Annotated in this window: 19 protein-coding genes; 9 read left to right on the top strand and 10 right to left on the bottom strand. The window is 32.6% G+C overall.

The features are described from left to right. Positions 1-100 precede the first annotated feature (100 nt). The 4 genes from clpP to ABD859_RS08985 form a co-directional block, all read right to left on the bottom strand. Entirely contained in the window at positions 101-775 is a 675-nt protein-coding gene (gene clpP / locus ABD859_RS09000; RefSeq protein ID WP_345143162.1) for an ATP-dependent Clp endopeptidase proteolytic subunit ClpP, read from the bottom strand. Between the two features lie 218 nt (positions 776-993). Beyond that, positions 994-2316: a trigger factor gene (locus ABD859_RS08995; protein WP_345143160.1), complete on the bottom strand. Its 1323-nt coding sequence runs from the start codon at positions 2314-2316 to the stop codon at positions 994-996. Positions 2317-2429: 113 nt separating this feature from the next. Next, entirely contained in the window at positions 2430-2774 is a 345-nt protein-coding gene (locus tag ABD859_RS08990; protein WP_345143157.1) for a phage holin family protein, read from the bottom strand. A gap of 54 nt (positions 2775-2828) precedes the next feature. Further along, complete coding sequence (locus ABD859_RS08985; RefSeq protein ID WP_345143154.1) at positions 2829-3593, bottom strand: alpha/beta fold hydrolase; 765 nt, start codon at positions 3591-3593, stop codon at positions 2829-2831. Positions 3594-3803: 210 nt separating this feature from the next. On the opposite strand from ABD859_RS08985, the gene ABD859_RS08980 reads away from it, so the two are divergent. After that, the gene (locus tag ABD859_RS08980) at positions 3804-5219 is read left to right on the top strand and encodes a hypothetical protein (protein WP_345143151.1); all 1416 of its coding nucleotides are present in this window, start codon (positions 3804-3806) and stop codon (positions 5217-5219) included. A gap of 39 nt (positions 5220-5258) precedes the next feature. On the opposite strand, the gene ABD859_RS08975 is transcribed toward ABD859_RS08980, so the two are convergent. From ABD859_RS08975 to ABD859_RS08965, 3 genes are all read right to left on the bottom strand, one after another. Beyond that, positions 5259-6125, bottom strand: a complete 867-nt coding sequence (locus tag ABD859_RS08975; RefSeq protein WP_345143148.1) for a DUF4249 domain-containing protein — start codon at positions 6123-6125, stop codon at positions 5259-5261. A 5-nt stretch (positions 6126-6130) separates the two neighbouring features. Beyond that, positions 6131-8398 (bottom strand): TonB-dependent receptor, encoded by a 2268-nt coding sequence (locus tag ABD859_RS08970; RefSeq protein ID WP_345143145.1) that lies wholly within the window; start codon positions 8396-8398, stop codon positions 6131-6133. A 76-nt stretch (positions 8399-8474) separates the two neighbouring features. Beyond that, the gene (locus ABD859_RS08965; RefSeq protein WP_345143143.1) at positions 8475-9188 is read right to left on the bottom strand and encodes a pyridoxine 5'-phosphate synthase; all 714 of its coding nucleotides are present in this window, start codon (positions 9186-9188) and stop codon (positions 8475-8477) included. A 116-nt stretch (positions 9189-9304) separates the two neighbouring features. Between ABD859_RS08965 and ABD859_RS08960 the strand changes: the two genes are divergently transcribed. From ABD859_RS08960 to ABD859_RS08930, 7 genes are all read left to right on the top strand, one after another. Beyond that, positions 9305-9964: a CBS domain-containing protein gene (locus ABD859_RS08960; protein ID WP_345143141.1), complete on the top strand. Its 660-nt coding sequence runs from the start codon at positions 9305-9307 to the stop codon at positions 9962-9964. Positions 9965-10050: 86 nt separating this feature from the next. After that, positions 10051-10935: an NAD kinase gene (locus ABD859_RS08955; RefSeq protein ID WP_345143139.1), complete on the top strand. Its 885-nt coding sequence runs from the start codon at positions 10051-10053 to the stop codon at positions 10933-10935. Positions 10936-11107: 172 nt separating this feature from the next. Continuing rightward, on the top strand, positions 11108-11797 hold the full coding sequence (gene porG, locus ABD859_RS08950; protein ID WP_345143136.1) for a type IX secretion system protein PorG: 690 nt from the start codon (positions 11108-11110) through the stop codon (positions 11795-11797). A gap of 4 nt (positions 11798-11801) precedes the next feature. Further along, a complete protein-coding gene (uppS, locus tag ABD859_RS08945) occupies positions 11802-12542 on the top strand; it encodes an undecaprenyl pyrophosphate synthase (RefSeq protein WP_345143133.1) in 741 nt (246 codons plus the stop codon). Next, positions 12475-15252, top strand: coding sequence for a BamA/OMP85 family outer membrane protein (locus ABD859_RS08940; protein WP_345143131.1), 2778 nt, complete (start codon positions 12475-12477; stop codon positions 15250-15252). Before uppS ends, ABD859_RS08940 begins: the two co-directional genes overlap by 68 nt. 42 nt (positions 15253-15294) lie before the next feature. Further along, positions 15295-16323: an OmpH family outer membrane protein gene (locus ABD859_RS08935; protein WP_345143128.1), complete on the top strand. Its 1029-nt coding sequence runs from the start codon at positions 15295-15297 to the stop codon at positions 16321-16323. A 14-nt stretch (positions 16324-16337) separates the two neighbouring features. Beyond that, positions 16338-16841 (top strand): OmpH/Skp family outer membrane protein, encoded by a 504-nt coding sequence (locus ABD859_RS08930; RefSeq protein ID WP_345143126.1) that lies wholly within the window; start codon positions 16338-16340, stop codon positions 16839-16841. A gap of 131 nt (positions 16842-16972) precedes the next feature. On the opposite strand, the gene ABD859_RS08925 is transcribed toward ABD859_RS08930, so the two are convergent. Then, positions 16973-17146, bottom strand: coding sequence for a class IIb bacteriocin, lactobin A/cerein 7B family (locus ABD859_RS08925; RefSeq protein ID WP_345143123.1), 174 nt, complete (start codon positions 17144-17146; stop codon positions 16973-16975). Between the two features lie 113 nt (positions 17147-17259). On the opposite strand from ABD859_RS08925, the gene murI reads away from it, so the two are divergent. Beyond that, the gene (gene murI, locus ABD859_RS08920; RefSeq protein WP_345143120.1) at positions 17260-18039 is read left to right on the top strand and encodes a glutamate racemase; all 780 of its coding nucleotides are present in this window, start codon (positions 17260-17262) and stop codon (positions 18037-18039) included. A 2-nt stretch (positions 18040-18041) separates the two neighbouring features. Here the strand turns inward: murI and bamG are convergent, their stop codons facing one another. Beyond that, on the bottom strand, positions 18042-19280 hold the full coding sequence (bamG, locus tag ABD859_RS08915; RefSeq protein ID WP_345143117.1) for a BamG family beta-barrel-assembly machinery protein: 1239 nt from the start codon (positions 19278-19280) through the stop codon (positions 18042-18044). Further along, positions 19281-20609 carry a DUF4270 family protein gene (locus ABD859_RS08910; RefSeq protein WP_345143114.1) on the bottom strand — a complete coding sequence of 443 codons (1329 nt, stop codon included), beginning with the start codon at positions 20607-20609 and terminating at the stop codon, positions 19281-19283. Positions 20610-20703: the final 94 nt, after the last annotated feature.

Genomic DNA, 20703 nt, shown 5'->3' with positions numbered 1-20703 from the left:
TTAACTTCTTTACAGCTTAATCTTATACTTTATTTGTGATTTTTCAAATTACAAAGACACTCAGAAGCTCAGCATCTTAGTAACTTAGAAGCTTAAAAAATTATCCTCTTCTTAAAACTTCGTCGATCATTCCGTATTCTTTTGCTTCATCAGCAATCATCCAGTAATCACGTTCACTGTCTTTATGAACTCTTTCGAAAGGCTGGCCTGAATGCTGTGAAATAATATGGTATAATTCGTCTTTTAATTTCAACATTTCACGTAAGTTGATTTCCATATCTGTAGCAACTCCCTGAGCTCCTCCTGACGGCTGGTGAATCATTACACGAGAATGTGGCAGAGCCGAACGTTTTCCTGCTGCTCCGGCACATAATAAAACGGCTCCCATAGAAGCTGCCATTCCTGTACAAATTGTTGCCACGTCTGGTTTGATGTACTGCATTGTATCATAAATTCCTAGACCTGCATAAACACTGCCACCTGGAGAGTTTAAGTAAATCTGAATATCTTTTGATGCATCTGCACTTTCAAGGAATAATAACTGCGCTTGTACAACATTAGCAATCTGGTCATCGATACCTGTTCCTAAAAAGATAATTCTGTCCATCATTAATCTTGAGAAAACATCAAGAATAGAAACATTTAATTGACGTTCTTCAATAATATTTGGAGTTAAATTCGTCGGCGTCATAGCGCTGATGATTTTGTCATAATACATGGCATTTACTCCGTGGTGCTTTGTAGCAAAATTTTTGAATTCTTTACCGTAGTTCATATGTATTTGTTTTACGTTTATTGGTGTATATTTTTCTAAATCTCTGCAAAGGTCATACCTTTTTGCAAAGGGTGTCAATATGTCTTATTTTAAGTCTCAAAGGTTCTGAGATGCTAAGATTCAAAGGTTTTTAAAACTTTGGGCATTTCACAAAATCTGAAACAAAAAAAGCGCCGACAGAAAACTGCCGACGCTCAAATATAATTATTTTTCAGAAATTATTCTCCGTAAGAAGCAGCAATAAATTCTTCGTAAGTAACTTCTTTAGTTGTTGGATTTGCTTTTTCTTTGAATAAATCTAACAATTTAGCAGCTACAACCTGCTCAGAAAGTCTTTTTACTTCTTCTTGGTTAGATAAAACTCTAGCTACAATTCCTTCTACTTCTTCGTCAGTTGGATTTGTTTGTCCAAATTGAGCCATTTGTTGTCTGATAGCACCAGAAGTAAATGCTTTTAAGTCTTCAAAAGTAATTTGGATATTACTTTGAGCCATTGCTTTTCCTTCGATTAATTGGAAACGTAATCCTTTTTCAGATCTTGCGTATTCAACTTCAGCTTCTTCTGCAGAAAGTTTTTTCTCTCCTACAGTTTGTAACCATTTTTTAAGGAATTCAGCCGGTAAATCAAATTTAGTGTTCTCGATTAAGAAATCCTGAACGTCTAATAATAATTTTTGGTCAGCTTGCTGTGCGAATTGAGCTTCAGCATCTTCTTTAATTTTAGCTTTTAACTCTTCTAAAGAAGCTACTTTTCCTTCACCAAAAAGTTTATCAAATAATTCCTGGTTTAATTCAGCTGGCTCAGAACCATTGATTGCTTCAATTGTAAAGTTTACCTCAACATCTAAACCGTGAACACCTTCGTGACCTACTTTTAGGTAATCCATTAATTGGTGATCGTCATCAAATAAACCTTTTGTGCTTACTGTAACAACATCTCCAACTTTTTTACCTGTAAATTGTTTTTGAGCTTTTTTACTAAATGCATCAACTGCAATTGTAGTAGTATTGTTGATTCCGTTTGCTTCGCTTGAGAAAGTTCCAGTTAAGTCAGATTTTGCATCAGATACTTCTTGAGGAACCGCTTTTCCAAATTGTTTTTGAATACGCTCTACTTGTCCGTCGATTAATTTATCGTCAGCAGTAACAATGTATTTTACGATATTATTTTTAGCTTCTAAATCAATTTCGAAGTTTGGCACTAAACCGATTTCGTATTCAAAAGTTAATTCTTCAGCATCCCAGTTAAAATCTTCATTGATTTTTGGAAGTGGAGTTCCTAAAAGATTTAATCTTTCAGATTGAATATAACGCTCTAAAGCCAAATCAACTACTTTTTTGATCTCTTCCTGCTTAATAGCTTTTCCATATTGTTTTTCAACAAGATCTTTAGGCACAGCCCCTTTTCTAAATCCTTTTACTTGCGCTAAAGGCATTTTTTCGTTAATTCTTTTTGCTACTTGACCTTTATAATCCATATGAACAACGTTCATAACGATTGTCTCGTTTACAGCGTCTATTGCTACTCTTTTAATATCCATCTTCTTCTTTAATTTACATAATAAAATTGGGTTGCAAAATTATAAAATTTTTGCAACCCAGCCAAGTTTTTAATCTATTGTATTTGAAGCAGTTTTAATCTGCTCAATTTGTTTTATTTATCGTCTCCCAGTATTTTATAAGTGATAGACTGCAGTATAGACAAAATAACACTAAAAATTAAGGCTGTCCAGAACGAATCTACTGCAAAACCGCCCACAATATTAGTACACAGCAAAATAATAACTGCATTTATAACTAATAAAAACAGTCCTAGTGTAACAACTGTAACCGGCAGAGTTAAAACAACCAAAATTGGTTTAATAAAAACGTTAAGCAATCCTAAAACTACTGCTACAATTACCGCTGTGCCAAAACTGGCAACATGAACCCCGCTTAAAAGGTTTGACAATAATAAAACTAAAGCAGCAGTAACAAGAAGTCTAAGTAATAATTTCATAGTTTTTCGAGTTTATAAATTTATTTAAAAGTATAAAATTTTTATCAAAAATGATTATTCTTTTAAAAAGCCGGCTGTAAGTTCAAAAAACATTTTTGGATTTTCGGCGTGCAGCCAATGTCCGGCATTTGGGATAGTTTCTAATTTAAAATTTGGAAAATGTTTACGAATGTCATCTAAATCAGAATCCTGAATGTAGCCAGAAATTCCACCACGGATAAATAATGTCGATTTATCAAAAGTCAAATTTTCTGCCAAAGGTTTTCCAATAGCATCAAGATTGTTGTTAAATGCTTCTAAATTGAATCGGAATGCTAATTGTCCCGGCTCTTTCCAATATAGGTTTTTGAGTAAAAATTGTCGGGTTCCAAAATCAGAAACATATTGCGAGACAATTTCTTCGACATCATTTCGGCTTGGCTTAACAGAAAAATCGACGGCATTTAATCCTGCCAAAATATCCTGATGGTGCTGTTTATAAAATTTCGGACCAATATCTGCTACAATTAGTTTATCTACAATTTCCGGATGTGTTACCGCAAAAAGCATCGCTACTTTCCCTCCCATTGAATGTCCAAGAATATCAATTCGGGTTAAATTATTTGCCTGACAATATTCAAAAACATCCTGAACCATTACCTCATAACTCCATTCGCTTGAATGAAAACTGCGTCCATGATTTCTTAAATCTAAAATATGAACCTGAAAACCAGCTTCAACATATTGTCCTGCCAGTGTTTTCCAGTTATCAGACATTCCAAGAAATCCGTGCATGATGACAAAAGGCTTTCCTTCGCCTTCTATTTTTGAATATAACATTTCTATTTCGTTTATAAAATTCTATATACAAATGTAAAAAACTTATCTATTATTATATAAAAGAATACATTCGTCAACGATTTTGTTTAATTATTTTTTATTACGGAAAAGTTTACATCTTACGGTTTCCCGTAAACTTTAGAGAAATTAAAAAACTATCTTGCGCCACAAAATGTAACCAACAAATCATTTAATTAAAAACACAAAAACATGATCAAAAAATTACTTTTACTTTCAGTAATTCTTTCTCAATTTGCTATTTCTTGTTCTAGTGACGAAATTACACCAGAAACTGAACCAGAAGTAGTTGTTCCAGAAAAACCAGAACCGGAAAAAACCTTAGAAGAACAAATCGCTGAACTTCTTAAAAAATCTTATTCTGAATTAACTCCTGCTCAGCAAAAAACAAAATTTGAAGCAGAAGCTAATGAAATGTTGGCTCAACTAGACAAAACAAAAAGCTCTGGAGCTATTGAAGCTTTAGGAAATTTAACAAGACTGTTAAGCTTAAACCATATTGATATTTTTGAAGGAAAAAATGACAATAAAGCAGAAGATATTTTAACTGTTTCTGGTGTTTATGGTATTTACACATGGAATAATACTAATAAGATATGGGTTAAAACTGCTTCAACAACAGAATTAAAATTTGTTTTCCCTGCTAAAGTTTCTCAAACGGCAAACAATGCTGTTTTTTCTGCAAAAAGTGTTTCTTCGGATGTTAAAGTAAAACTTAAAGATTTTTACGGAAACTGGTCATACGACGATAAAACGAAACAATGGATATTATCGGATACTGTAAATGATTATTATTTTTTACCGTCTTCATCTGATGGAATTCTAACAATCGATAATATACAAGCGGCTACACTTTCACAAACTGCAAAATATTCTAATGGAAAAGAAGTTCCTAATGAAGCTGCATTTAAAATGGTATTAAATGACGGATACACTTGGGAAATAAGCGGAGCAAAAGCATCTCCAAATACAGCAAAAGCATCTCTTACTTATAATGGGAAAAATCTAATTAGTTTTAATGCCGGAAGCACAGCTGAAATAGATAAGTTATTAGATAATGACGAACTTATTCAATACAGAGGAAAAGCAAACGGATTGATAAACATTTTAGATAATTTCGTTATTGTTGCTGATATGAACTTAGCTACGGAAGCAGCTGATAAAGAAGCATTATACAAAAATAATACTCGTCCTGCTTATCCAGATTACTATGACCCAAAAAGTGACTTTAAAGCTCATGCAGTTGCCTCAAATGCTTATGAATTAAAAATATCTGAAGGTCTTGCCGCTAATTTTAATAAAAATATAAACTTATCTTTAGTTTCTAAAAAGGATGGAACTAAAATCGCTACTATTGTGCAGCATTCAAAAAAAGATGGAGAATATACCTTTAGCATTCCGGTTTGGATAACTAATCCATGGAGCAATGAATCATATTGGGGTTATGATGGAACAAATCCTGAATTCACTCAACCATATCTTGAGGAAGTTTATTACTTGAAATTCAATGATAACACAGAAGTGGAAATGAGTGTTTATTTCTCTGAAGGCTTTGATACGCTTCAAGCTAAATTTCAAGATTTCATTTTATCTTTTGATAAAAAATAAATCTTTTAAAAATATACTTAAAAGCCGGTTTGAAATACTTCAAACCGGCTTTTGTTTTTTAGGAGGTGTTTTAACAATTATTGTACTTTGTCCATAACCGGCCCAAATTCCAATTCCTCCTTTTATATTCGATTTCAAACTTGTATTTGACGGATAAATTGGGTTTTTACTGTTTACAATTTCATTCTGCCAGCTGTTCCAGAAATCCAATGCTTCTTTAGTTTGTGTTCTTAGTTTTACATGAATCAAATCACCATCAGCAAAATAAGGTGTGAATTTTGTTTTAGGAAACAATAAAATCCCCCTGTTTATCTGCACTGAAACTGATGAGCTTTCGAAATTTTTATCGTCTAAATTACCATAAAATGAGGGCACGAAAATAGGCTCTTCCTTATCAATTTTTGTAGCAATTTGATAATAGTTTTTTTCACCTGCGGGATCATCAAATTTCACAAAAATATAACCTGTTGTATCTGTTGCATTTTTCTTTATGTATTCGGCACTTTTAAGCTGTACTGATTTTGGAATTGTCGTTGCCGCTTCAACCACTCGATTTAAATATTCAATTTTAATAGAATATTCTTTTCCTGCTTCGCCTTTTAATGTGGATCCAAAATACACAAAAGGAGGAATTCTGTTTTTATCATTTTTCACTCTTAGAACTTCAGAATTCTCACCATCTGAAATTGTAATTTTAGCAGACCGAATTACATGGTTTAAAACATTGGTAGAATCAATAACATCTGTTACCGGAATGCTTCTTGATAATAGAACATTTGCATAATCACCTTCTTCAATCCAGCCTTCAACCACAATTTTAGATTCAATGCTTTTTTCTTCGCTAAAATTATCATTTGAACAACTGATCATTAATCCGCCAAAAAGAAACAACAAATACTTTTTCATCTTTATTAAAATTTAAATCTCCAGCTTACAGAAGGAAGAATTCTATACAATACTTTCTCTTCCTGCTTTACAACAACCTTGTCTTTATTTTCATTTACTTCAACATCTAAAACAACATAAATAGGATTCGAAACATTAAATGTATTGTAAATTGAAAAGTTTAAAGCGCTTTCTTTTTTTGCCGTTTTTATAAAGTAATAATTTGCAGAAAGATCTGTTCTTATATAATTTGGCATTTGAGCGTTATTATATCCAGAATATTCTTTGACAGGATTGTTATTTACAAAATACCATGAAGTTGGCATTGTGAATCTGTTTCCTGAACCAAATATCTGTGTTATTCCAAAATTCCATTTCGCATTTAAATCATACATTCCCACAACCGAAAGATTATGACGACGGTCGTATTTTGCAAAATAGGTTTTTCCGTTGTTTAACTCATCGAAATTTCTTTCAGACCAGCTCAAAGTATAACTTAGCCATCCGGTAAATTTTCCATTGCTCTTTTTCAGCATCATTTCAAAACCGTACGCGTTTCCTTTTCCAACATACAAATCATTTTTAAGCGTCGTAATTTCATTAAATTGAGTTATTCCATAGGGATATTCGAGCAAATTTTTCATCGAACGGTAAAAACCTCCAAAAGAAGAAGAAAAATTTCGGGTAATGTTTTGATTCGAGCCAACAGAAAACTCATTAGATAACTGTGGTTTAATACCGTTAGAACTGGCAATCCAAAAATCAGTCGGAATACCTACACTTGAAGTGGTTATTAAACTTAAATACTGATATTGTCTATTGTAAGAAGCATAAAATGAATATTTTTCATTAGCAGAATAATTCATTACAACCCGCGGCTGAAAATGAACATAAGAATCAGATCCTGAAGTATAATAATTAATTCTAAGTCCTAAATCAGCACTAAGATTCTCAAATAATTTAGGTTTAGCATTTATAAAAATTGCAGCTTCATTAGCATCAATTTTTCTTTGAGAATAATTATCTATGGTTGTTAGATTTTCTACATCTACTTTTTGAGGCTGTAAATCATGATAAGCATATTGCAATCCTGATTCAAACGGAATATTGTGAATTGAAAAATTTACAGCATTTGTAAACCCAAAATCCTTAACATAAGAAGAAACTCCAAATCGAATTGTGGCTTGTTCCATATGTAAATCATTTGAATATTGACTAAAATAAACAGAATTAGACATACTTACTTTTGGCGAAAAAGTAGTTGTTAAAGATGGAGAAACTGTAAAATTGCTCCACTTTAAACTGGTTTTAAGCGCTAGATTTTCATCTTTTATTTTGAGTTCATCTGCGCTAAAAAAAGCGGTTATCGAGAACAAATTCTTTTTTGAGACCTGTGATAAAAAAGTAATATTAGCATCAGAAAAACCATATTTCATATTTTGAACATCGTTATTTGATCCTGATTTTAATATAGGCCCTACAATTTCATCTATATAGGTTTTTCTTCCGGAAATATAGAATCCGGTTTTATCATCGACAGGAACAGCCAAAGTTAACTGCGATGCCAAAATTCCAACATTTCCCTGAATTGAAAACTCAGAAGGTATATTTTTATTAGGAAGTAAAAGCGTTGTAGAACTTAAACGTCCGCCATATTTTGCGTTTGAACTTGATTTGTCAAACTCCACACTTTTAATATGATCTGCATTGTAAAACGGAAAAATACCAAGTAAATGCGACATTCCATAAACCGGAGTTCCATTGTAAAGAATTGCATTATGACCGGGATCGCCGCCACGAACATACAAATAACCATTTGCATCGCCGGAATTTTGCACTCCGGGTGTTAATTGTAAAAGTTTTATAACATCTGTTGTTCCTAAAAGAGTTGGAACAGCATTTAATTCTTTTAGATTAAAAGAAAGTTTTCCGCCAGATAAGTTTTTGATTCCGCTTTTCTTTTCGTTTGAAATGATTACTTCTTTTAAATGAGAAATATCTTTTTCTAAAACTATAGAAATCACAGTATCACTAATGATATTGAAATTAATTTTTTTTGAAATGTAATCTAAATGATCAATTTTTATAAGTAATTCACCCGAAGAAACATTCTCTGAAAAATTGCCTGAAGAATCAGTTACAACTTGCATTTGTTTTTTATTGACATCTAAAAAAACATTTACGCCAGCAAGATTTCGGCTGTCAGAAGATTTTACATTTCCCGTTATCTTTACAGTTTGTGCAAAGATGCCGGAGAAAGAAAATAAAAAGAAGAGAATAACTGATTTCGACACTTAATTTTAATAAGAAAAGTGCGAAAGTAAACAATTATAACCCAATTACATCAGGTTATAATTGTTTTAATATAACTTATTTCAATTTATTTAAATACATATTTACTACATTATCTAAACCAAGATAAAGTGCTTCTGAAATTAAAGCATGACCAATAGATACTTCTAATAATCCCGGAATATTTTGCTTAAAAAACTGAATATTATCCAAACTTAAATCGTGTCCGGCATTAATTCCTAAACCTAATTCATTTGCAAGTTCTGCAGCTTTTACATACGGGTCAATTCCGTTTTTGTTTCCTAAATCATATTGATGTGCAAAAGCTTCGGTATACAATTCAATTCGATCTGTTCCTGTTTTTTTTGCTCCTTCAATCATTTCTAAAACAGGATCAACAAAAATCGAAGTTCTGATTCCGTTTCTTTGAAATTCCTGAATTACTTCGACTAAATAATCCTGATTTTTGACAGTATCCCATCCGGCTGAAGATGTTATAGCTCCAATAGCATCCGGAACTAAAGTAACCTGATCTGGCTTGCATTCTAAAACCAAATCAATAAAATTGTGCTGTGGATTTCCTTCAATATTATATTCTGTAGTAACAACTGCTTTTAAATCGCGGGCATCCTGATAACGTATATGACGTTCATCCGGACGCGGATGAATCGTGATTCCCTGCCCTCCAAATTTCTGAATATCGGCTGCTACTTTTAATAAATCAGGAACATTTCCGCCTCTGGCATTTCGAAGCGTTGCAATTTTATTGATATTTACACTTAACTTTGTCATATAAATAGATAATTAATTCTAGTAGTACTATATTTGTTATGACAAAAATACAAAGTAAAACGCAGCTGTTTTTGGTATTTTTTGATTATTTTGCATCAAATATCTTCAATTGATTTATGACAGAAATTACAAACTATATCACAAACGATTTCAGAGCGATTGATAGTCAGGAAACGATAGCCTCGGTTCAGGACTTTTTTATCGATGTAAATTTTTCTCATTTCCCGGTTTTAGAAGATGGGATCTTTATTGGAAGCATCTCTTCTGATGATGTCGAAACCTTTGACATAGATAAAAAAGCAATCGACTATAAATATACTTTAGAACGTTTTTTCGCCCGAAAATCAATGATTTGGCTGGATGTTCTTGAAATTTTCGCAAAAAACCACACTAACCTTCTTCCTATTCTTGATGAAAACAATAATTATATCGGCTATTATGAGATAGAAGATATTATGAAGTTTTTTCAGGAAACTCCATTTTTAAAAGAACAAGGAGGCATTATTATTGTTCAAAAAGGTCTTTTAGATTACTCTATGAGCGAAGTAACACAGATTGTAGAAAGCAATAATGGTAAAATTTTAGGCTGTTTTATTTCTGAAGCCGATGTAGAAAATGTTCAGATTACTGTAAAAATAGGTATAGGTCCAATTAATGAAATCATTCAGACTTACAGAAGATATGGTTATGAAATTATTTCAGAACATCAGGAAGACAATTATATTAACAGTTTAAAAGAACGTTCTGATTACTTAGACAAATATCTCAACATATAAATTATTAATTTGCCAATGAGAGAAATTAGTTAATTAGATAATTTTCTCATTTCTCTAATCATCTAATTGACAATTATCTAATTACAATGAAAATAGCCATTTACGGACAATATTATCAAAACAGTACTGAACCTATTATAAAAGACATTTTCTCCTTTTTCAACTCCAATAATGTGGAAATGGTAATCGAAGAAAATTTCCTTAATATGCTTTACGAAAAAGAACTTGTAAAAAAAGAGTATAAAACTTTTTCTCCAAGTACTGCCTTAGATAATAGTTTTGAAATGCTGATAAGTATCGGTGGCGACGGAACTATTTTAAGAGCTGCTGCTTTTGTTCGTAATTCAGGAGTTCCCCTTTTGGGAATAAATGCCGGCCGATTAGGTTTTCTGGCAAAAGTGCAAAAGGAAAACATTGAAAGTTTACTACAATATGTTATAGATCAAAATTATTCCACTTCAGAAAGAACTTTGCTCGGACTAAGCTGCGAACCTTATAATGAAGCTTTTGAAGAACTTAATTTTGCAATGAATGAAGTTACAGTGAGCCGTAAAGACACCACTTCGATGATTACTGTAGAAACGTATTTAAATAACGAATATCTAAATTCGTATTGGGCAGACGGCTTAATTATTTCAACACCAACAGGCTCTACCGGCTACTCATTAAGTTGCGGCGGACCTATTTTAACGCCGGATGTAAAAAGTTTAGTAATCACGCCAATTGCTCCGCATAATTTAACCGCCAGACCACTTGTAATTCCAGACGATACCGAAATTACACTTCGCGTAACAGGCCGAGAAGACCAGTATTTAGTTTCGCTGGATTCAAGAATTTCTTCAGTAAAAAATGAATCAGTTCTGAAAATCAAGAAAACCGATTATAAAATAAAAATGGTTGAAATCCCAGGCGAAACTTTCTTAAAAACATTAAGAAACAAATTACTCTGGGGAGAAGACAAGAGAAATTAAACTCTTTTCTTATTATAACTATACGATAATACTATATTTTCTCGTTCTGCATGTAGTGAATCATCATTAAATGTCTCAAAATCATAACGTAAATTGAAAAAAAAGCACATTTAACTAAAGGAACGTTGATTCGTATCGATAATTATTATATTTGCACGCAATTCTGAATTAAATGAAGAAAATTTTTAATTTATTGTTATGTTTATTCCCTTTTATTACACTGCACGCTCAAATCAATGAGCTTGGTGTTTTTATAGGTGGAAGTAACTTTGTTGGTGATGTAGGAAGTACAACTTACATTAACCCTGATAAAATAGCTCTTGGTGTTTTATACAAATGGAATAAAAGCCCTAGACACTCTTATCGTTTTTCTTATACTCAATCTACAGTTGCAGCAAACGACTTTGATTCTGATGAAACAGGGAGAAACAGAAGAGGATATCGTTTTAAAAACAATGTAAAAGAATTTTCTGCAGGTTTAGAATTTAATTTCTTCGATTTTAATCTCCATGATTATCATACAAAAGTTACTCCTTATATATATTCAGGTTTAAGTTTTTTTCTGTATGATGGTTTATACAGATATACAACAAACCCAAATGATATAAGAAGTATTAATTCAAACTCATTTGCTATACCTATAACATTAGGCATAAAATCAAACATAACACCACACTTTGTATTAGGAGCTGAAGTTGGCGCACGATATACTTTTACAGATAATATCGACGGAAGTAATCCAAACACCAGCAATCCTAATATTCTAAAATTTGGAAATTTAAATAATAATGACTGGTATGTTTTTTCAGGTATTACTTTAACGTATACCTTTGGACAAAAACCTTGCTACTGCGCAGAATAATAAAATGAATTTACTAGACTCAATAGATCAAACAAACTTACCAAAACATCTGGCCATTATCATGGACGGAAACGGACGCTGGGCCAAACAACAAGGCTTTTTAAGAGCTTTTGGCCATGAAAACGGTACGAAATCTGTAAAAAAAACAATTACAACTTGTGCCAAACTTGGTATCGAGTACTTAACCTTATATGCTTTTTCTACAGAAAACTGGAATCGTCCAAAATTGGAAGTTGAGGCATTAATGAAAATATTAATCAATTCTTTAAAAAAAGAACTGGTTACGCTTCAGGAAAATAATATCAGACTTAATGCAATTGGAAATCTTGAGAAATTACCAAAATCTGCACAAAAAGAGCTTTTAGATGTTATTGACAAAACTAAAAATAATACAAGACTAACCCTAACACTTGCTTTAAGTTACGGTTCCAGAGAGGAATTGGTAAACGCCGTTAGAGCAATTAGCGATAAAGTTAAAAATAATATAATTTCAATAGACACTATTGACGATTCAATTATAAATGAGCATCTTTACACGCAAAATTTACCTGACGTAGATTTATTAATACGAACAAGTGGAGAACATAGAATAAGTAATTTCCTGCTGTGGCAGATTGCCTACGCCGAATTGTATTTTACTAATGTCTTGTGGCCAGACTTTAAAGATCAAGATTTATATGAGGCTATTATTAGTTATCAAAAAAGAGAACGTAGATTTGGAAAAACCAGTGAACAAATTAAATAAGTTTTTAGTGTTACAAAAAAGAATACCACAAATAATCTGTACCCTTTTATTATTGGGTAGTTTTTCACAAGTTAAAGCTCAAGAAAGAGTTCCTTTTGATCAAGGAAAAAAATATATTCTGGCTAAAGTTTCTGTTGTTGGTAAAATAAGCTTCAATGAGCAAACCGTAGTAACGTTTTCAGGACTTCAAAAAGGTCAGGAAATTACCGTACCAGGTGAAGAAATTACAGGCGCAATTAAAAAGTTAGGTAAACTTGGTCTTTTTGACGAGATTGCTTTTTATATTAATAAGGTAGAAAACGATAGTATTTATTTAGACTTAAATATTATCGAACTTCCTAAATTAAATGATGTTAAAATAACAGGCGTTAAGAAAAGTAAAGTCGAAGGATTAATTAAAGACAATAATTTAACCAAAAATAAAATTGTCAACGAAAACTTAATCACGACAACTAAAAATTACATCGAAAACAAATACAAAAAAGATGGTTTTTATAACACAAAAGTTGTTATTACAACCACTCCTGATACTACTGCAGGAAATCATGTAAACATGCTTGTAAGGGTTGACAAAGGCGACAAAGTTAAAATCAGCAGTATTGATTTTACCGGAAACAAACAACTTACCGACAGCAAGTTAAGAGCGGCCATGAAAGACACTAAACAAAAAAATGTACTACGTGTTTTTAAAGCTTCAAAATTTATCCCTGAAAAATATAAAACCGATTTAGAAAAGGTTATTTCGGCCTATAAAGAAAAAGGTTACCGTGATGCTCGTATAATTTACGATTCTGTTACTTACAACAAGAAGAAAAATATGCTTGCCATTAAAATTGATGTAGAAGAAGGTAACAAATACTATTTCGGAAACATTAAATTCTTAGGTAATACTGTTTACTCAGATCAGCAGTTAAACCGTTATTTAGGTATTAAAAAAGGTGAAACATATAATGGTGTTTTATTAGAAAAAAGAATTGCTGATAACACAAAACCAGACGGAGAAGACATTACAAACTTATACCAAAACAACGGTTATTTATTCTCTAAAATTAATGCTGTAGAGGTAAAAACGGTAAATGATACAATTGACTTTGAGATTAGAATTACTGAAGGTCCAATTGCATATTTCAACAAAATATATGTTACTGGTAACGATAAAACAAATGACCACGTAATTTATCGTGAATTAAGAACCAAACCAGGAAACAAATACAGTAAAGAAGAATTAGTAAGAACAATTCGTGAAATTGGACAGTTAGGATTTTTCGACCCTGAATCTATTAAACCAGAATTCAGAAATGTTGACCCTGCTGCCGGAACAGTTGACATCGAATATCAATTAGTAGAAAAAGGATCTAGCCAGGTTGAGCTTCAAGGAGGTTATGGCGGTGGTGGTTTCATTGGAACCTTAGGTTTATCATTCAACAACTTCTCTGCAAGAAAATTATTTGACAAGGATGCATACAAACCGCTTCCAATGGGAGATGGTCAAAAAGTAGCACTGCGTTTACAAGGAAGTACATATTTCCAAACGTACAGTTTATCGTTCTCTGAGCCTTGGTTTGGAGGAAAAAAACCAGTACAGTTCAGTTCATCTATTTCATATAGTAAACAGTTCAATTACAATTATGCATCAAGAGATGTTAACAGAAGCCAAAGTTTTAATATTTTTACTGTACAAGTTGGTTTAGCGAAACGTCTTACAGTTCCTGATGATTATTTCGTACTTTCGCAATCTGTAAGTTACCAGCATTATGATTTAAATAATTACTTTACTGGATTATTTACATTTGGTAATGGAGCGTCAAGAAACTTAGCTTACACTATTGGACTTTCAAGAAGCAACAAAGGGGTAAATCCAATTTTCCCAACTTACGGTTCTGAATTCAGTATTTCTGCAAAAGTAACTCCTCCATATTCTTTATTCAATAATATTAATTATGGAGATTTAGAAAACCAAAAAGAATATAAAACTCAGTATACAGGAACTACTACAACAACAGGTATAGATGGACAGGCAATAAATCCGGGTGATTATACAAAATCCGAAACAGTAAATGGCCAGTCTGGAGTTGTAAGCGTTGGATCTGATTTTAAGAGTGCAGATACAGATGTTGGAAAAGTCGATCAAAAGAAATACAACTGGTTAGAATATTATAAAGTTAAATTTAAAGCAGACTGGTATACTAAGATTTACGGTAAATTAGTTTTAAGAACTTTAACTGAATTTGGTTTCTTGGGAGCGTATGATCAATCAAGAGGAGTTGTTCCATTTGAGCGTTTTTACTTAGGAGGAGACGGAATGGCGCAGTATTCTATGGATGGTAGAGAAACGATACAGTTAAGAGGTTATCCTAACAACTCGCTTACACCAATTATTGAAGACAGAAATAGTTCAAGATATGGACAGCAGATTGGAGCAACAATTTATAATAAATTCTCTATGGAATTACGTTATCCAATTACATTAAAAGCGTCAGCATCTATTTATGCATTAACGTTTTTAGAAGCAGGTTCATCATATCCAACATTCAGAGATTACAACCCGTTTGATCTGAATCGTTCTGCAGGTGCAGGTTTACGTGTATTCATGCCAGCATTTGGATTATTAGGTATTGATTTTGGTTATGGATTTGATGCTCTTCCGGGATCAACAACAAATAAAGCTAATGGTTGGGAAACACACTTTATCATTGGACAACAATTTTAGAAATAATACGTTTGGTTAAAAATCGACAAATAAAGTAATGTTATGAGAAAACAATTTTTATTTATATTTTTAGCCTTGATTGTAGCTAATACAAGTCAGGCACAAGGCAAGACAACTAGAATTGGTTACATTGATATGGAGTATATTCTGGAAAATGTTTCTGATTATAAAGAAGCAAAATCGCAATTGGAGTTAAAAGCCCAAAAGTGGAAACAAGAAATTGAAGCCAAAAAATTAAATATAAATTCTCTCAAAGAAAGTCTTAAAACTGAAAAAGCTTTATTGACAAAAGAATTAATCGAAGAAAGAGAAACTGAAATCAAATTTCAGGAAACTGAAATGATGGATTATCAGCAAAAGCAATTTGGAGCCGATGGTAACTTAATGCGTCAAAAAGCTGCTTTGGCAAAACCAATCCAGGATCAGGTTTTTACTGCTGTTCAGGATATTGCCGAAGCTAAAAATTATGATTTTATTTTTGACAAATCATCAGACTTAACAATGCTTTTCAGTAATAAGCGATTTGACATAAGCGATCAGGTGATTCGTATTTTAAACCGAACTGACAAAAGAGAACAATTGTCTAAAAAACAATTGAAAGAGCAGGAAGCCAAAGAAAATCGCGAAAATGAAATTGATGAAAATCCTGCAATGGCAGATCGTCAAAAAGTATTAGACGATAGAAAAGCGGCAAGGGAAAAACTAATTGAAGACAGAAGACTGGAACAGGAAGCTAAGAAGAAAGAATACGACGATAGAAGAAAAGCTATACAGGCAGAAAGAGAAGCGAAGAAAAATGGCACGGTTTCTGAAACTGCTAAAACAACAACCGAAGCGGCAAAAACAACAGAAGCGGTAAAAACAGATGCAACGGCAAAACCGGCATCAACATCTGAAACAACTACTGCGCCGGCAGAAACGGCAGCAAGTAAAGCAGAAGAAAGACAAAAACTTTACGAACAGCGTAAAAAAGAATTAGAAGAAAGAAGAAAAAAAATACTCGAAGAACGAGAAGCGGCTAAAAAAGCAAAAGAAGCCGAAACACAAAAAACAAATACGACCAATAATTAATTAATATTTTAAAAATGATGAAACAAATCAAAACTTTACTAATTGCTGCAATACTAGTTTTAGGAGCAAGTAACACAATGAACGCACAGGCGAAGGTTGCCCATGTTGATGTTAGCGAGATTATGTCGAAAATGCCTGCGATGCTTGATGCTCAAAATCAACTGCAAAAATTAAGTGGGACATATGATGCTGAATACAAAAAAATGGTTGACGAATACCAAACTAAAATCAAAAAGTACGAAGCTGAAGCTGCTACAGTTACAGAAGCTGTAAACGGTGACCGTTCTAAAGAAGTTCAAGATATGCAAAAAAGAATTGTTGATTACAGAGACAATGCACAAAAAGAACTACAACAAAAAGAAACTGATATCGTAAAACCATTAATGGAAAAAGTAAAAGCTTCTATCCAAAAAATTGGAAAAGCTAAAGGTTTCCAATACATCTTAGATGGTTCTACTTTATTATTAGCTGATGGTCCAAACATTACTGCTGATGTAAAAAAAGATTTAGGTTTCTAATAAAAACCTTAATTACATAAAAAACGGCTCAAGCTTAAAAAAGTTTGAGCCGTTTTTATTATGAAAATATATTAAATTCAAAAAAAAATGAGCCTGATACCAGACTCATTTTCTTCAATACTAAAAGTGTATTAAGTTCTTGGAGGACATTTAGTTCCTGATGGAAAACATTCCCAAATAGGTTTTCTATCTTCAAATCCAACAATACAAGCTATACCATAGCACTCAGGAGCATTTCCTCCATTAATTTTTTTAAGCTCTTCTTTTGTCAGCTTTTCAGATGACAGTTTTTCGATAATTTTCATAATGTTATTGTTTTTTGGGTGAAGTATAAATATAGTATTTTATTTACAATAAAATATCTTTTTATTTAAAAAAACCAAATTGCAGAGAAAGTAAAAAATATTAATTTTGTAGTATGACAAACAATAATCCTATAGGCGTTTTTGACTCTGGAATTGGAGGAACCTCCATTTGGAGTGCCATTCACGAGTTACTTCCGAACGAAAAAACCATTTATTTAGCAGACAGCAAAAATGCTCCTTACGGCCAAAAAACCAAAGAAGAGATTGTTGCGCTGAGCAAAAAAAATGTCGAATTTTTATTAGAGAATAATTGCAAACTCATAGTTGTCGCCTGCAATACTGCCACGACAAATGCCATTAGAGAACTCCGTAATGATTATGATATTCCGTTTATTGGAATCGAACCGGCCATAAAGCCGGCTGCTAATAATTCGAAAACTCAGGTTATTGGAATTCTTGCTACAAAAGGAACACTAAACAGCGAGTTGTTTAATAAAACTGCCGAGATGTTCCAGCATACAACAATCATTGAGCAGGTTGGGCATGGATTAGTACAATTAATTGAAGATGGCAACTTAAATTCGCCAGAAATGACTCAATTGCTTGAAACCTATTTACAGCCTATGATTGATGCTAATATCGACTACCTTGTTTTGGGCTGTAGTCATTATCCTTATTTGATTCCGCAGATAAAAAAAATACTTCCCGAACATATACAAATTATAGATTCCGGAGAAGCAGTAGCAAGACAGACTCAAAATATTTTACGTGAAAAAGTTGGATTTACAGATGCTGTAGATAATAATGATCCTGTATTTTATGTAAATTCAAATCCGGCAGTACTAAAATCTATTTTAGAAGACAAATATCCGGTAATCGAAAAAGATTTTTAAGTTTATTCAAATTTTCTTTTCACAAACCAAATTCCGTCTAAAGATAAATTAAGAGACAATTTATGATAGTTTTCTTTGATTAAATCATTTGATATTCTTCCTTTTTGGCCGTAAGAATAGGAAATATTTACAGCCGAAAAGGTGTTTTCAATTGGCAGTCTGATTCCAATAGAAATCGATGCATCATTTATCCTTTTGCCGTCAACTTCGAGATAGCCGGTATCAAAATTAGCGCCGGCAGAATACTGCACCCTATCCCAATACTTCCTGAAATTTCTTTTTTCATTAAAATAAGTAAGACCAAAAGCAAATCTGTCCTGATTTACAAATTCACCATATAAATCAGACTGTCGCGTATCTTTCCACAAACTTTTGTGATAGTCTAATGTGGCATTTACAACATTCTTAAATTTTTTACTAATCCCCACTCCTATTTCTAAAGGCAGGTAATAGTCATCAGTATCTGAAGCAATATCTGATTCTATAGAACTGTAAACATCATCCGCAATAGTTTCAACTGATTGTATTTTTGAACTTCTAATTTGCGATGGCAGCTTAACCGTTGCTCCAATCGTAAATGTTGAATCAATTTTATACTGCGTTCCTATAGTTGCCCTCAAACCATTATAATCTGTTTTTTTATGAATGTTTGTAACCGAGTTTAAAATTAAAAACGTTCTATCGTCAACAACATTTCCAAACAGCAAAGAAGCAGAAGCCCCAACTGATAATTTTTCAGTTATGCGATATCCGTATGAAAAATCAAAATTATTCAATCCGCCGGTACCGCCAGCCGTTAAATAATAAGATTCATTACTATCTGTAATAGGCAGTTTTAAATTAGAAATTTTATAGGATGCGCTTGAATACGGACGTAATGCAACGCTAAATCCAGATCTTTTTGTAATGGGAAACGCAAAGGCAAGATGCGAAAACTGGAAATTATTACGTTTTTCACTTCTGGAACTATTTTGATATGTTGTTGCAATTGCCTTTCCCCCAACATCCAGCATAAAATGATTCAACGGCATAGATCCTAATGAAGCCGGATTGAGGTTATTGATAAAACTACTAGACGGCAAAGCAATGCCCGAAGATCCAATTGAAGGAATGGAACCAAAATCAGAATCGTACAAACTGCCCACACCATATAACGAATATGGTGAACTTGATATACTTTGAGAAAATGAAGTAAGCGACATTAAAATGAAGCAGCTTAAAAAAACTATTCTATTTTTCATTTAATATGAGATGTAATAAACCTTAATTTGAATTTTATTTTGCGAATGCTTTTGATCTCCTAAAACAAGTCTGTTGACTGATTTAGAAATTCCCGGCAGGGTTAAGATCAATGCTGATCTTGAGTCTGATGTTTTTAGCATTTCTTTTTGAAGAAAATTTCCTAACGGAATTGTGTATCCAATATTTTCATTGAATTCGTCGCTTTTCTTATTTAAAATTCCATAAACAGAAGATCCGGCAGAATTAAGCAGAGTACTGCTGATTCTGTTTAAATTATCTCCCACGTAAACGCGTAAGGAATCAGCTAATGGATATTTAGTAGAATAAGAATTATTAACCGGCTTGAGAAATAATTGTGCATCGACAATAGCACCGTTATTAGAAATGTATTTAAACTGTTTTATGTTTGGAAAATCAATCCTGCAGGCCACTCCGGTTCCAGACTGAATAAAACCCTGGTTGCCGGTAAGCGAACTCGAAAGTCTTTGACTCGAAATAGGCAGATTCTGAATTATGGTTCCTGTTTTATCCAGCGAAACAGCATTAAATTGTTTCGAAATATCTGCAATCGTAAAATCCAAAATAAACGAAGCATCGTCATTGTCTGCCTGATATTTAGAATAATACAACCGGACTTTACTTGTTGAAACATTAAAACCTATCGCACTTGATGAATTTGTTCCTGACGGCACCAAAACCAGCCCTTTTAAATATTCAGTAAAATTGTCCAGACCTGTGATTTCTCTTTTTTTAATTTTTTGAAAAATATCTTCCCCAAAAACATCGCTCATTCTAATATTAATAGAATCTTTTTCGTTTGGTCTGGGTTTATATGAAATTGTTCCTAGAACCTCGTCACTGTAAGTCAGACTAGAATTATTATAAAAGCTTTTATCATCTATATTGGGTTTAACCTTTTGAGTTAAACGATGAATATCAAATTTTTGAACCTGCGTTGTATCGCCATAATAATAGTTATCATATTTTAAAATCATCGAAATAGAATCGAAAACAAAATTAACCGATTCTGTATCTGATCCTGAATTATTTAAAGTATAAGAACTTCCTGAAAGCTGGAAATAACTGTTCGATTTTACTTTCCCAAAAACAGGATCATCATAATTTCCAATTAAAATTCGGCTTTGACTGGAGGTTACAAGCGAATCGAAATTTATGGTAGACATTTCTACAGTAACAGTATCAACCATTACTACTTTATTATTGAGAGAAAGATAATCAGCCCCAACAACAAACTCTCCGGCATCAGTATCTGTACCGCATGAAAAAATAGTAAATGCAAAAAGCAGCATTAATAAAAACTTGCCCATAATCAATTTTTTGGGCAAATATAAAAGGCACTATTCTGCACTTCACTATAACATATACAGTCGCGCATATTTAGACTATAAATGACAATAAAAC

Origin of the sequence: Flavobacterium ginsengiterrae (assembly GCF_039539785.1) — a bacterium.
Classification (GTDB): domain Bacteria; phylum Bacteroidota; class Bacteroidia; order Flavobacteriales; family Flavobacteriaceae; genus Flavobacterium; species Flavobacterium ginsengiterrae.
The sequence above is the reverse complement of the archived record's forward strand: the minus strand, read 5'-3'. Positions and strand labels throughout refer to the sequence as shown.

Bases quoted from the DNA above. Each gene is read 5' to 3' on its own strand.
- clpP (WP_345143162.1), bottom strand. From the start codon at position 775: ATGAACTACGGTAAAGAATTCAAAAATTTTGCTACAAAGCACCACGGA.
- ABD859_RS08995 (WP_345143160.1), bottom strand. From the start codon at position 2,316: ATGGATATTAAAAGAGTAGCAATAGACGCTGTAAACGAGACAATCGTT.
- ABD859_RS08990 (WP_345143157.1), bottom strand. From the start codon at position 2,774: ATGAAATTATTACTTAGACTTCTTGTTACTGCTGCTTTAGTTTTATTA.
- ABD859_RS08985 (WP_345143154.1), bottom strand. From the start codon at position 3,593: ATGTTATATTCAAAAATAGAAGGCGAAGGAAAGCCTTTTGTCATCATG.
- ABD859_RS08980 (WP_345143151.1), top strand. From the start codon at position 3,804: ATGATCAAAAAATTACTTTTACTTTCAGTAATTCTTTCTCAATTTGCT.
- ABD859_RS08975 (WP_345143148.1), bottom strand. From the start codon at position 6,125: ATGAAAAAGTATTTGTTGTTTCTTTTTGGCGGATTAATGATCAGTTGT.
- ABD859_RS08965 (WP_345143143.1), bottom strand. From the start codon at position 9,188: ATGACAAAGTTAAGTGTAAATATCAATAAAATTGCAACGCTTCGAAAT.
- ABD859_RS08960 (WP_345143141.1), top strand. From the start codon at position 9,305: ATGACAGAAATTACAAACTATATCACAAACGATTTCAGAGCGATTGAT.
- ABD859_RS08955 (WP_345143139.1), top strand. From the start codon at position 10,051: ATGAAAATAGCCATTTACGGACAATATTATCAAAACAGTACTGAACCT.
- porG (WP_345143136.1), top strand. From the start codon at position 11,108: ATGAAGAAAATTTTTAATTTATTGTTATGTTTATTCCCTTTTATTACA.
- uppS (WP_345143133.1), top strand. From the start codon at position 11,802: ATGAATTTACTAGACTCAATAGATCAAACAAACTTACCAAAACATCTG.
- ABD859_RS08940 (WP_345143131.1), top strand. From the start codon at position 12,475: ATGAGGCTATTATTAGTTATCAAAAAAGAGAACGTAGATTTGGAAAAA.
- ABD859_RS08935 (WP_345143128.1), top strand. From the start codon at position 15,295: ATGAGAAAACAATTTTTATTTATATTTTTAGCCTTGATTGTAGCTAAT.
- ABD859_RS08930 (WP_345143126.1), top strand. From the start codon at position 16,338: ATGATGAAACAAATCAAAACTTTACTAATTGCTGCAATACTAGTTTTA.
- ABD859_RS08925 (WP_345143123.1), bottom strand. From the start codon at position 17,146: ATGAAAATTATCGAAAAACTGTCATCTGAAAAGCTGACAAAAGAAGAG.
- murI (WP_345143120.1), top strand. From the start codon at position 17,260: ATGACAAACAATAATCCTATAGGCGTTTTTGACTCTGGAATTGGAGGA.
- bamG (WP_345143117.1), bottom strand. From the start codon at position 19,280: ATGAAAAATAGAATAGTTTTTTTAAGCTGCTTCATTTTAATGTCGCTT.
- ABD859_RS08910 (WP_345143114.1), bottom strand. From the start codon at position 20,609: ATGGGCAAGTTTTTATTAATGCTGCTTTTTGCATTTACTATTTTTTCA.